The organism is Lachnospira multipara ATCC 19207 (genome assembly GCF_000424105.1).
Lineage (GTDB): Bacteria > Bacillota > Clostridia > Lachnospirales > Lachnospiraceae > Lachnospira > Lachnospira multipara.
This window is the reverse complement of the sequence record NZ_AUJG01000013.1, coordinates 36641-49866: the sequence shown is the minus strand read 5'-3', so window position 1 is coordinate 49866 and position 13226 is coordinate 36641. Positions and strand designations below refer to the sequence as shown.

The 13226-nt window shown below is 36.3% G+C and carries 8 protein-coding genes; 2 read left to right on the top strand and 6 right to left on the bottom strand.

The features are described 5' to 3' along the window. Positions 1–97: 97 nt before the first annotated feature. Positions 98–1000 (bottom strand): hypothetical protein, encoded by a 903-nt coding sequence (locus G600_RS0109945; RefSeq protein WP_027431805.1) that lies wholly within the window; start codon positions 998–1000, stop codon positions 98–100. A 208-nt stretch (positions 1001–1208) separates the two neighbouring features. On the opposite strand from G600_RS0109945, the gene G600_RS15175 reads away from it, so the two are divergent. Then, on the top strand, positions 1209–2192 hold the full coding sequence (locus G600_RS15175; protein WP_051195474.1) for a C39 family peptidase: 984 nt from the start codon (positions 1209–1211) through the stop codon (positions 2190–2192). Positions 2193–2224: 32 nt separating this feature from the next. Further along, the gene (locus G600_RS0109935; RefSeq protein ID WP_051195473.1) at positions 2225–2884 is read left to right on the top strand and encodes a thiamine diphosphokinase; all 660 of its coding nucleotides are present in this window, start codon (positions 2225–2227) and stop codon (positions 2882–2884) included. A 295-nt stretch (positions 2885–3179) separates the two neighbouring features. On the opposite strand, the gene gltA is transcribed toward G600_RS0109935, so the two are convergent. The 5 genes from gltA to G600_RS0109910 all read right to left on the bottom strand — a co-directional run bounded on the left by gltA (position 3180) and on the right by G600_RS0109910 (position 12992). Further along, the gene (gltA, locus tag G600_RS0109930; RefSeq protein WP_027431803.1) at positions 3180–4565 is read right to left on the bottom strand and encodes an NADPH-dependent glutamate synthase; all 1386 of its coding nucleotides are present in this window, start codon (positions 4563–4565) and stop codon (positions 3180–3182) included. A 42-nt stretch (positions 4566–4607) separates the two neighbouring features. Continuing rightward, on the bottom strand, positions 4608–5498 hold the full coding sequence (locus G600_RS0109925; protein WP_027431802.1) for a sulfide/dihydroorotate dehydrogenase-like FAD/NAD-binding protein: 891 nt from the start codon (positions 5496–5498) through the stop codon (positions 4608–4610). A gap of 367 nt (positions 5499–5865) precedes the next feature. Further along, on the bottom strand, positions 5866–7482 hold the full coding sequence (locus tag G600_RS15170; protein ID WP_051195472.1) for a chitobiase/beta-hexosaminidase C-terminal domain-containing protein: 1617 nt from the start codon (positions 7480–7482) through the stop codon (positions 5866–5868). Positions 7483–7694: 212 nt separating this feature from the next. Continuing rightward, positions 7695–11585: an Ig-like domain-containing protein gene (locus tag G600_RS15165; RefSeq protein ID WP_027431801.1), complete on the bottom strand. Its 3891-nt coding sequence runs from the start codon at positions 11583–11585 to the stop codon at positions 7695–7697. A 309-nt stretch (positions 11586–11894) separates the two neighbouring features. Continuing rightward, positions 11895–12992, bottom strand: a complete 1098-nt coding sequence (locus G600_RS0109910; RefSeq protein ID WP_027431800.1) for a sugar kinase — start codon at positions 12990–12992, stop codon at positions 11895–11897. Positions 12993–13226 lie beyond the last annotated feature (234 nt).

Genomic DNA, 13226 nt, shown 5'->3' with positions numbered 1-13226 from the left:
ATAATTTGTTATAGAAAAATTTGTATTTAATTTATCAATAGTGCATCCTCGCGGAGCGTTTAACTCAGTCGGAGCTTGTACTCCGACTGAGTTAAAATTAAGCATATAATTTCTCAATATACTTTTCAGAAATCTGATTTAGAAGTTCTTCATCATAATCACTAAATTCCTTATTAAGTAAATTTTTTACAAAATCAACTCTACTAAAAAATTTGATTTCTTCTGGAATATTATCATCCACTTCTTTATCAATATCCTCAATAAATACATTTTCCTCAAGATATTCATTAACCTTAGTAATTAGTTCATTCTCCTCTTTAGCTTCAAGCTTTAACTTCTTTGAATAAATTAAAGACCATACGCCAATTCCACAAAAGACTGCAAACATCAATATAAGGATTACATTAACCGTAATAAAAGAAGATGAATCTTTTTGTATAAGTTTAAACACTCCAAGATCATTTAATAAAACTACTATAAGACCTACAACTCCACAAAAAAGGAAAGTAAAAGCTGAAGATAAATTGTCTTTATACTTTTCTTCCTTGCTATCATAAAGAGTTGGCTCTTTAAAAGCCTTTTGAGTATTTAATTCAGATATTTCCTCCGATATTTCCTCTTCTAGCTCTTTAGCTTCTTCTTTTTCTATCTTATTTTCTTCCTCTGCCATTTTAACGTCTTCTAGTAATTTATCTTCAAGAACTTTTTTATAAATGTTATTAGCAAGCTCGTAGCTTGTTGGACTTACATAAACTTCGTATAGACCACTAATCTCATTAAACTCGTATTTACAATCAGAAATCTTAGAATATTCTAGAATCTCTACTAAACGACTTGCGCTATCTTCCTTTTCAAGATAGGCAAGTGCTTCGTATTCCTTAGCCTTATATGTGCTACCTGTTGAAATAACCAACTGTTCATTCTCAGATTCGTCTGCTTTATTAACCGCATCATCCACTTCAGTCTTATCAACTTGTTTTTTTAATTTTAAATCAAACATCTTAATTTACCTTTCATATAATTTTTTCGTTTTAAATGTGATACTTCATTTAGAACAAACTATATTATAGCCTTTATTTGTGAAAAAAATAAGGAAATTATAAATTTTGTGAATTCTTTACGAACTCTTTTAAAATGTACTTGCAAGAAGTTTTATTTTCGAATAATATATCGAAAGTCAATTCGGGGGGAGAAGAAAGGAAATACATATGCATAAAAAATTATTTTTAAAAAAAGCCAAGATAAGCTTTTGTCTTGCTTTGTCACTTGTATTTTTCTCGAGTAATCTCTTAGCATGTACTAGTTATAAAGACAAATCTCTTGATCATTCTACGCAAACTGTTTATGAAGACGCTACATACTTTAGAAAAAACGTAGTATCTTTAAAAGCAGCAAATGTAGAATCTACATCCAGTGATGAAGATAATAACGAAGAAACTATTGAAGAAACCACAAGTTCAAATTCAAATAGCCAAACTCAAGCTGAAATCACTACAAGCACAATAGCTAGTGAAACTTCAACTTCCTCATCATCTTCTAGTTCAACAAATTCACTTGCTTATAGAGCTAGTATTTCAAGCTTTACTTTTGATGAAGAAGCATATAATAACCTTGATCAAACAGCTAGTGCTTATATTGAAAACTTTAGTGTTATCAATCAAAATCCAGAGCTTCCAACGGGCTGCGAAGTAACAAGTTTAACTATGGTTTTAAATTACTACGGTTATGAAGTAACAAACACAGAACTTGCAAGCAATTATTTAAACACAGGTTCACTTGGGTCTAATCCTTATGTAAATTTCGTAGGAAGTCCATTTTCTTCAAGTTCTTACGGTTGCTATTCACCAGTAATCGTAGATTGTGCCACAAGTTTTGGAGCTAACGCAATAAATATATCTTATTGTTCATATAGCGAATTACTTAATTATGTTTCGCAAGGTTATCCTGTAATTGTTTGGGGCACTATGGGTATGACCGCTACAAGATATGGTTCTTCAAGCTGGACAGATTCTGAAGGAAATACTGTAATTTGGCGCGGTAATGAACACTGTCTAGTTTTAGTAGGTTATGATGTTAGTGCTGATATTGCATACCTTGCTGATCCACTTACAGGAGCTATTGAAAGTTACAGTTTAAAAACATTTTTACAAAGATGGGTTGAACAAGATAGTCAGGCTGTGTTAGTTTATTAGTTGGAAAATATTTAGCAAAAGAGGACACTTTAATGCAAACTGACTACATAGACAAACTTTTAATAGTAACTGGCGGAAGTCTAGATATTGACTGGGCTAAATCCTTTTTAAAGGATAAAAATTACGACTATATTATTGCCGCTGATAGCGGTCTTTCACACATAAAGAATTTAGGTCTTGTGCCAAACTTTATTCTTGGAGACTATGACTCTGTAAACCCTGAGGTTTTAGAGTATTTTAAGGGTTTTGATATTAAAACTTATCCAAGAGAAAAGGACTATACTGACACTCACCTAGCTTTAATTACAGCAATTAAACTATCTCCAAGACATATTACAATTCTTGGAGCCACAGGCAGCAGACTTGATCACAGCCTTACATCCATCGGAAATCTTAAGGCTTTGCTAGATTTAGATATAAGTGCTGAGATTGTGGACCCCCACAATAAGATTTATTTAGTGGCTGAGGGAGAAAAACACATCATTAAAAAATCAGAACAATACGGCGATTACGTCTCACTCCAGCCTTTAGGCGATAAGATGTTAATTAGCTTAGAAGGTTTTTACTATCCTCTTGAAAAGTGTGAGGTAAAGACAGGTCTTAGCCTTACTCAAAGTAATGAGATAAGTGCAGATGAAGGCGTGATTACAGTTCATGAAGGCATTGCAATTGTTGTGGAGGCTAGGGATTAGTGGGGAGTGGTCAACTTATCAATATTAACTAAAAATAGTCACACACTAAGTTTTTCAATTCTAATTTCTTAAGGCTCATTGATTTCTTCCTATGAGCTCTATTCTGTGCTTTTTCTCATGGTAATTAGGGTTTCTAGGCACAGGAAGCCCGAAAGTTTCTAAAAGAGGTCCATGATAGGAGTTTTTTAGCATAGTGGCCTTATTCACTTGCTTTCAACTCCCCCACTTCTCAAACAAAAAAGAGGTGCGGCTTTCGCCACACCTCTCATATATAAATTGCGCCTACAATTATGATTTAGTTGTTTGATAAGAATTCGTGGATACCCTTTGCGCCTGCCTTACCAGCACCCATTGCAAGGATTACTGTAGCTGCGCCTGTTACGGCATCACCACCAGCGTAAACAGCTGTCTTTGAAGTCTTACCTGTTTCTTCTTCGGCTACGATACATTTTCTCTTATTAATCTCAAGGCCCTTAGTTGTTGATGAAATAAGTGGGTTTGGAGATGTACCAAGAGACATGATAACTGCATCTACATCCATCTCATATTCTGAGCCTGGGATTTCGATTGGTCTTCTTCTGCCTGATTCATCTGGCTCACCAAGTTCCATCTTAATAACCTTGATACCTGTTACATTACCCTTGTCATCTGTAAGGATCTCTGTTGGGTTCTGTAATAAGTCAAAGATGATTCCCTCTTCCTTAGCATGATGTACTTCTTCAGCTCTTGCTGGAAGTTCTTCAAGGGAACGTCTATAAATTACATGTACTTCAGCGCCAAGTCTAAGAGCTGTTCTTGCAGCATCCATAGCAACATTACCGCCACCAACTACTGCAACCTTCTTAAATCTAGCAATTGGAGTATCATATTCATCATCGAAAGCCTTCATTAAGTTACTTCTTGTAAGGTATTCGTTAGCTGAGAATACTTCGTTAGCATTTTCACCAGGGATACCCATAAATCTTGGAAGACCAGCACCGGAACCGATGTAAACTGCATCGAAACCTTCATCGTTTAATAACTGATCAATTGTCATTGAACGACCAATAACTACGTTAGTTTCAATCTTAACGCCAAGCTTCTTAACATTCTCAACTTCTGCTGCCACAACAGTCTGCTTTGGTAAACGGAATTCTGGAATACCGTAAACTAAAACGCCGCCGGCTTCATGAAGAGCTTCAAAAATTGTTACATCATAACCAAGCTTTGCAAGGTCACCAGCACATGTAAGGCCTGAAGGACCTGAACCAATAACAGCTACCTTCTTGCCGTTTTTCTTATCTGCACCCTTAGGTGTGATGCCATTTTCTCTAGCCCAGTCAGCTACAAATCTCTCTAACTTACCGATTGAAACCGACTCGCCCTTAATACCTCTTACACAAACGCCTTCGCATTGTGATTCCTGTGGGCAAACTCTACCACAAACAGCTGGAAGTGCTGAAGATTCACTAATTACATTATAAGCCTCAGCGATATTTCCTTCTTTAACCTCTGCAATAAACTTAGGAATGTTAATTGATACAGGACAACCCTGGATACATCTAGCATTCTTACAGTTTAAGCATCTGCTTGCCTCAGCCTTAGCTTCTTCTAAATTATAGCCAAGACATACTTCATCAAAATTCTTATTTCTAACGTTAGGGTCTTGCTCTCTAACTGGAACTTTCTTCATTACGTCCATATTTAACCTCCAATAATAGTGTTTCTATATCAATCTGACAAATTAGTCGTTACCGCAATTGCCACAGCCACCGTGGTGTGTATCACCCTCCTGAAGCTTAAGCATTGCTCTTCCTTCTTCTGTCTTATATGTCTGCTGTCTCTTCATAGCCTGATCAAAATCTACTAAATGGCCATCAAATTCTGGTCCATCAACACAAGCAAATTTAATCTCATCTCCAACCTGAAGACGACATGCGCCACACATACCTGTTCCATCTACCATAATTGGGTTCATAGAAACTATTGTAGGAATTCCTAATTCCTTTGTAAGGAGACATACAAATTTCATCATGATAAGTGGTCCAATAGCAATACATCTATCATACTTCTTACCCTGATTGTTAACTAAATCCTTTAATACGTCAGTACCCATGCCCTTTCTGACATAGCTGCCGTCATCTGTTGTGATGTATAAATTGTCCCCTGCAATTGCTCTTAACTCGTCCTCTAAGATGATTAAATCCTTATTCTTAGCACCAACGATAACATCACACTCAATACCATGAGCATATAACCACTTAACCTGTGGGAATACAGGCGCAGTACCAACACCACCTGCTACAAATACGATCTTCTTTTTCTTTAATTCTTCTAAATCTTCCTCAACCATTTCAGATGGGCGGCCAAGTGGACCTACAAAATCCTGGAAAGAATCTCCTGCCTTTAATTTAGCCATCTTCTCTGTAGATGCACCAACTGTCTGGAATACGATTGTAATTGTACCCTTTTCTCTATCGTAATCACAAATTGTAAGAGGTATTCTTTCTCCCTTCTCATCCATCTTTACAATTACGAACTGGCCAGGTTCACAATGGGATGCCACTCTTGGAGCTTCTACATCCATTAGATAAATCTTATCCGCTATATTTTCTGCCTTAAGAATCTTGTACATAATTTGTACCCCTTTCCTAAATTTTCTCATAATAAGCTCAATGGAAAGTTGATAAAACTTCTCATTTACTACCATTTATAATTTTAACTAATTGTTAAGTTTGTGTCAAATGAAATCAACTATTTTTTTGTTCCATTTTAATAAAAAACCTTTGTCTAGTTAGCAAACTTTTAAACAAAAAGACCATAAGAATTACCAAATGGTCAAACATTGATTAAATGTATGATTTAGTAAAACTCATGGTCTAATTTAAACTTTATTTAGCTTTACATTTTCAAAGGGAAAATGTCTCATTATTTCAAAAGAAAATGTCTCATTCTTTCAAAAATCTTTCATGTCCTTTTTATTCAAAACTATTCTTACAAAACTAAAGTACGCTAGAACTATAGCTACCTTCAGAGCCTGAAATAATGTAGACAGTACCGTAATTAATAGAAACTCCGTAAGTGCCAATCACCTGTGAAGTCTGCTTGTCTATTAATTTGAAAATGTACATAGATATGCTATCTACCTGTGTATTCGAAACATAGCTAAAGTCGGCAGCATTGCCATTGGCAAGCTTAGATGAGGATGTAAGTACGCCCTTATTTACTAGCTTGTCCTGTAAAAATGAAAGACACTCCGCTCTAGTATATGAAGCACTGGCGCTTATCACGTAATTTCTCTTTGTCACTGAGCTTGTCTGCTCATGTTCGCTAACAATAATTGCTGAAACCACAATATTTCCAACTGGAAGCTCTACCTCATCAGTGTAGACAGTGCTTGAAGTTGTTGGTGTTGAGCCATCAAGTGTGTAGTAAGCTGTAGCACCCTCTGGAATATTAGTTATAGAGAAAACCTGTCCCTGTGCATATGTGCCGGAACTTGGTGAAATATCTGGTGCATCTGGTTTTCCATATACTAAAATGTATTCAGCGCTGAAGGTATCACTTACAACTCCAATATCATCAACGGCAATTGCCTTAATTGTTGTAGTCCCTGTGCTTATCTTAATAGCTGTTCCGTCATATTGTGTACTCTTTGTTGTTGGCTCACTGCCATCAACTGTGTAATATATTGTAGTATTAGAATCTGAAGATTCAAGAGTTAGCTCAATGTCTTCATCGTACTCACCTGCTTCTTTATTTGCTGTAGGTGCATTTACAATATAACTTTCTATATACTTCTTCATAGAAGTATCTTTATATGTATTAATAAGTTCTGTAAGAGATTCGCCATCCTCTAGCTTTGCATAAAGCTTTGCAAGGGCTGTAATCGCCTTATAATATTCATCATCATAAGATAAAATATCTTTTAAAGTTTCAATGGCACTATCATAATCTTCAAGCTTATAATAGCACTCATAAAGAGCCATCTTAAGTTCAAGATTTGTCTTACCCTTTGATGTAAGGCTTGCTGTCTTTAAATAACTTGTGGCCTTAGAGTAATCACCATCATTATAGTATTCCATACCTTTATCGTAATTATAGCTATAACTTTTCTTAGTAGAATTGTTATTAATAATTGCCACGCTAATAATTACCGCTAGTAAAATAACTACTGTTGCTGCAATCGCAATAATTGTATACTTAGTTTTCTTATCTAGCTTTTTCTTCTTATCCTCTGGCACAACTACTGTATCATCAGGATTAATTATCTTAGTATCATCCACATCATCAACTAACTTAATATCTGGCTGATACTTTAAGCTCTCCGTTTTACCTAAATCCATGTAAGCCCTAGCAACAGAAGTTTCCTCTGCTACCATCTTCTTAATAGAATCTTCTATCTCTTCATCAATTGATCTTTGATTGTTACTATCAAGGGTCTTTATATTATCAGCAATATTCTTGCCATTCTCACTCAAAATCTTATTTATCTCACCACTATTAATCTGCTTAGTGGCTTCTAAATCATTAATTTCTTCCCTTACCCTCTTGTTGTTAATGACCTGTGTCTTAGCATTTAAGTCATTATCAAAATTCTTATTATTATTGTCTGACATAATAATTCCTCCAATGAATTTAACTTTTTAAGTTTAGCATAAATGGGGGATTTTCGCAAGACAGGGCGTAAAAAAAGGAGATGCGTGTGCAAGCATCTCCTTAAAAAATAAAAATATGAGGGGGAGATAGAAAGAATTAACTTTGCTATCTGTCTATTATACTAATTTTAAATTGTGTCCAAATTGTGTCTTTGAAATAAAGTATGCTTAAACTATCTAAAATTTGTAACACGTACCACGCAATTTAGAGTTTTGTTATCTACAATTGCCTTTATAGTACAGGTTCCTGCTTTTCTTGCAACAATTGTTCCATCATCATTTACTGTTGCAACTCTTGGGTTTGTACTTCTCCAAGTAACAGTATTGCCTTCATCATTTCCTATAACTGTTAAATAATAGCTATCGTACTGCTCTAAAGTTATAGAGGTTGAGCTAAGGGCAAGGGAGTGAACTGTACAAGTAGCCTCAACTGATGATCCTTCACTCATTACGTAAACTTCTGCAGTTCCTGGTCCTACCGTTGTAATAAGGCCATTTTGATTAACTGTTACAATACCGGTATCTGATGAATACCAGCTATAGGCATCTGTATTTGTTACAGGTCTTACAATGACACTTAGCTGTCTTGATTTACCATTTAGCATATAGATACTAGATGAGTTAATCTTTAATGATGTTATATTTATTGGGGTTGTGACATAAACCCATGCTACGCCTTTTACGTCATTGCCATCTGTTGAAGTAGCTGTAATTTTAACCTTACCTGCTGCCACACCAATAACTTCGCCCTGTTCATCCACTGTAGCAATACTTGTATCTGAACTTGTCCATGTAACATTTTGTACAGTTGCATTAGAAGGACTAATATTGGCTGACAAAATGACAGAGTCTCCCACTAATATTCTTGAAGTAGAAGGACTAACACTAATTCCCGTTACAGGATTTACCACATGTACCACACAACTTGCGCTAACGCTACTACCATCAATTGCCGTTGCTGTAATAGTTACATTTCCAGGACTAATAGCAGTTATATAGCCATTAGAATCCACACTACAATATGAATCATTAGATGAGGTCCAAGAAACCGTCTTTGTAGTGGCTGTGTCGGCCCCCACTGTGGCATTGATTTTCTTCTTATCTCCTACGTTTATATAAAATTCGCTTTGATCTAAACTTACCGTTGATACATATTCAAATACTACGATGTTGCAAGCCGCCGTTAAAGAGCATTCCTCTGTTGTAACTTCAATTACACAAGAACCACCAGCCACTGCTGTAACTACGCCATTTTCATCTACTTTTGCTACTGATTCATCACTTGAAAGATAAGTAACTTTTTTATTTTCCGCATCAGTTGGTTCAATAGTTGGAATGATAGCATACTTTGATCCTACCCATAATTCCTGATAAGATGAATTAAGTGTAATTCCAGTTACTGGCTGGGTTACAGTTACCTTACAGGTTGCATAAATGCCTGTGTCGTTATTGGTACATGTAATTGTAATGGCAGCGCCATCTGTTGCCTCTACGGCAGTTACCTTACCATCTGAATCTACAGTAACAAGATTTGAATTCGCACTTGTCCAAGTAAGAGTCTTATTATCTGCATTTTCAGGAAGGACTGTTGCATAAAGCCAGAATACCTGTCCCTTTCTTACTGTAATTTCTGTAGTAGTAAGTTCAATAGAAGTAACTGGCTGTTTTACATAAATTGCACAGGTTTCAACTAGGGCTGTTCCATCCGTTGACTGACAAAGGATTGTGGCACTACCACTAGCTACTGCTGTTACAACGCCCTTTTCATCTACAGTTGCAACACTAGTATTAGTAGAAGACCAGCTAACTTCTCTGTTTGTTGCAGTCTGTGGAAGAACTGTGGCGGATATAGTTAAAGTATCTCCAATAGAGAGAATCTCATCTGTATGATTTAGAGTAATAGATTCCACAGGAATCGCAATTGTAATATTACACATAGCAAGATAACCACCCTCTACTGTCTGGCAGACGATAGTTACATTTCCTGAGGATACAAATGTTACTAAACCGTTCTCATCAACTGTTGCTACGCTAGTATTTGATGATGTCCAAGTTACATTTTTATTAACACCGTCAGAATTAGAAGGTGTTACTGTTGCTACTAATTGATACTGTCCTACTGAAAGATTAGTAGACACACTAGTAGCATTAAGGCTAACGCCGGTTACTGCAACTGTTACATTAACAGTACAGCTTGCCATATAAAGGCCATCTTGTGAAATTACTGAAATAGTACATGTTCCACCCTTTACACCGGTAATATCTGCTGTATAGCTAGTTCCTGTTACAGTTGCCACACTACTATCTGAAGTAAACCAATAAACTGTATTATTAGTTGGGCTCTCCGGTGTAAATTCTAATTGCACTGTAGAGGTTGTACCAATTGGTATATCTATAGTTGAAGGATTAATGGAAATTCCCTCAACTGGAGTTGTTACATAAACTACGCAGGTGTCAGATTTAATAACGCCATTAATATTTTGAATAACCTTAATATGAGTCGTTCCGGCAGAGGCACCTGTTACTGTAAATGTAAGACCATCATCGGATTGTACTACTGTTACAATATCACCTGTAGGCACAACCCCTGCATCATTTGCCTGATTGGTGATTGTATAAGTAATATCCTCCTTAGTTACTTCATTAGTTACTAAGGCCTTTAAATCAAAGGAATCCCCTATATTTAAAGTGGCTGTTGTGGTACTTAGTCCAAAATCGTCAATTACTGTAATTGTATATAATAACTGATAGGTCTGATTATAGGTTGTATATAACTCATCCTGAGTTCTTGTAGCATAAATAATTGCAGTTCCAGCGCCCGTTGCTGTTACAAGTCCTGTAGAGGCATCTACCTGAAGCACAGAGGTATTTGAAGTAGACCAGGTTACCTCACTTGACAAGCCACTAGTATATAGCTGTAGTTGATCCTCCACATTTAAAGTAGTAGTCTCTTCTCCTTGCTTCTTAAAAGGCACAACAATATTTACTGTGTCATAAGTAAGCCAGGTACTATTTCCATTTACATCAGTAACCGTTACACCTGCAGAAAGCTTAGTAACTCCTGCTGCCACGCCACAAACATCTCCTGCAGTAACTGTTGCAATGCTTGTATCATCAATTTTATATTCCACACCAGAACTTGTAGGTGTTGTTACATTTGAAGGCACAGTCTCATAAGTAAAGCTCTTAAAATCAGTATCATCTAAAATCATATACTTCTGACCAGAACTTAAAGTTTGAATATAGTGTCCCTGGCTATTAGCATAAGTAGATCCTTCTAGGAATTTCACTTCGCCCACACAAGTAAAGTTTTTTGAAAGAGCCTCCACGCCCTCTCCATCAGTAGTTCTTGCAGTAATTACAGTTTTACCACCACCCACTACTTTAAGGCTTGCTGAATTATAAGTTGAAGATACTAGTTCTACTATTCCGTCACTTGTCACATTTCCACTAGTATCATAAGTTGTTGATATAAATAAAGGATTAGAAGTTGAAGTATTACTTGTAATGGTAATAATATCGCCAATTTCATAGAAGTTTTCATTTGTAACATCCATTCCGCCTCGAGTAACATAAAATTCAACTTCTATAGGTACATTTACAGAGGCAGAAGCGGATTTAACAACAGTATCTGTGGCAATGCTACCATTTTCATCATAAGTCCTTGAATGATAAGAAACTGTAACTGTTGCTTTACCTGCACTAGCTCCATAAAGAGTTGGTCTAATAGTTTTTTCTACTGTATTCACGTAGTCGCCATCATCATCTACTAAAGCAACTACTCCAGAATTAGAACTAGTCCAAACAAGTCTATTAACGCTTGCTAGACCATTAAGAGAGGGATCTGTTGCATCTACATAATTGTCATCTGTTCCTGAAAATGTAGATGTATAAAGGGCAGTTGAAGTTGACCCTTCAGTTATAGAGAGAGTAGACACATTTAATGAGAGATTTACACTTGTATCACCAATAGCAATATAAATCGCTCCCCACACTAAAATAACAGCTAACATCGCTCCTATTGTTAGCTTCCATTTTAACCTAAGTCTCATAAATTTCTTCATACTACCTCCTAACTAGATGGTTAAATCCCTTACCCCTTCTAATAAAAATCTATATTTTAAGTCAAGACTCCCTCGCGAGTCTTGCGCGACTGAGTTAAGTATCATGCATAAATAAAGTGGCTTTTTATCCACTTCATATAAGTTATCGGCTAAATTTTAGGAAAGTTAACCTCTAGTTTAGATTTATTTTTATGAAAATGTTAAAAGACTTGGAAGGCTTATTCTTTGTGTTTGGCAATACATTTTCCTTAAATGCATAAAAAAAGGGCATCTCTAAAGATGCCCTAAAAAACACTAAAACGTGTTAAATTATCTCTGAACTCTAGCGCCAGCGCCACCCATGATAGCTTCAACTTCCTTCTTAGAAGCCATTGTTGTATCACCAGGTGTTGTCATAGCTAATGCACCGTGAGCTGCACCGTAGTTAACAGCTGTTTCTGCATCACCTGTTGTCATAAGACCATAGATAAGACCTGAAGCGAATGAATCACCGCCACCAACTCTATCCATGATTTCAAGACCGTCATACTGCTTAGCCTTGTAGATTTCTCCACCAGCCCAGCAAAGTGCTGACCAATCGTTAACTGTAGCTGTCTTAACTGTTCTAAGTGTTGTAGCTACTGCCTTGAAGTTAGGATATGTCTTAACTGCTTCGTTGATCATCTTCTTATAACCTTCGATGTTAAGAGACTTAAGGTTAGCGTCGTTACCTTCGATTTCGAAACCTAAGCAAGCTGTGAAGTCTTCTTCGTTACCGATCATAACATCAACATACTTAGCGATTTCCTTGTTAACTTCCTGAGCCTTCTCTAAGCCACCGATAGCTGACCACATAGATGGACGGTAGTTAAGATCGTAAGATACGATTGTACCATACTTCTTAGCTGTCTTGATTGCAGCAAGTACAGTTTCACATGACTGCTCTGATAATGCAGCATAGATACCGCCTGTATGTAACCAACGAACACCAAGTGTACCAAAGATATAATCAAAATCAAAATCCTCTGGCTTAGCCTGAGAAATAGCTGTGTTAGCTCTATCTGAACAACCTACAGCACCACGGATACCAAATCCTCTTTCTGTAAAGTTGATACCGTTACGGCAAAGACGACCGATACCATCAGTCTTCTTCCAGCAGATAAGTGATGTATCAACGCCACCCTGAAGGATGAAGTCTTCCATAAGCTTACCAACTTCGTTATCTGCGAAAGCTGTTAATACAGCTGTCTTAAGGCCAAAACATCTACGAAGACCACGTACTACGTTATATTCTCCGCCGCCTTCCCATGCTCTAAAGTTTCTTGCTGTACGGATACGACCTTCACCTGGATCAAGACGAAGCATTACTTCACCTAATGAAACAGCGTCAAATGCGCATTCTTCAGCTGGTCTTAAATTAAGTTCCATTATAATATACCTCCCAAAGATTTATAAATACTAAAAGATTTTACCACAAAGTTCTTTAATTATCTAGAGTTTTTTAGCAAATTATGAACATACTGTAAAAATTATAAATTTTAACAATAATTTTTTTCATTTTCCTCCTCTATTCATTTGACAAAAATATGCGTGAAACCTATAATTTATGGGGTTAATTTAGTTTTATTAACCATAAATTGCGTTTTAAAACGAGAGGAGATT

Coding starts and splice junctions, on each gene's coding strand:
- G600_RS15170 (WP_051195472.1), bottom strand. CDS start 7,482: ATGTCAGACAATAATAATAAGAATTTTGATAATGACTTAAATGCTAAG.
- G600_RS15175 (WP_051195474.1), top strand. CDS start 1,209: ATGCATAAAAAATTATTTTTAAAAAAAGCCAAGATAAGCTTTTGTCTT.
- G600_RS0109935 (WP_051195473.1), top strand. CDS start 2,225: ATGCAAACTGACTACATAGACAAACTTTTAATAGTAACTGGCGGAAGT.
- G600_RS0109925 (WP_027431802.1), bottom strand. CDS start 5,498: ATGTACAAGATTCTTAAGGCAGAAAATATAGCGGATAAGATTTATCTA.
- G600_RS0109945 (WP_027431805.1), bottom strand. CDS start 1,000: ATGTTTGATTTAAAATTAAAAAAACAAGTTGATAAGACTGAAGTGGAT.
- G600_RS15165 (WP_027431801.1), bottom strand. CDS start 11,585: ATGAAGAAATTTATGAGACTTAGGTTAAAATGGAAGCTAACAATAGGA.
- G600_RS0109910 (WP_027431800.1), bottom strand. CDS start 12,992: ATGGAACTTAATTTAAGACCAGCTGAAGAATGCGCATTTGACGCTGTT.
- gltA (WP_027431803.1), bottom strand. CDS start 4,565: ATGGACGTAATGAAGAAAGTTCCAGTTAGAGAGCAAGACCCTAACGTT.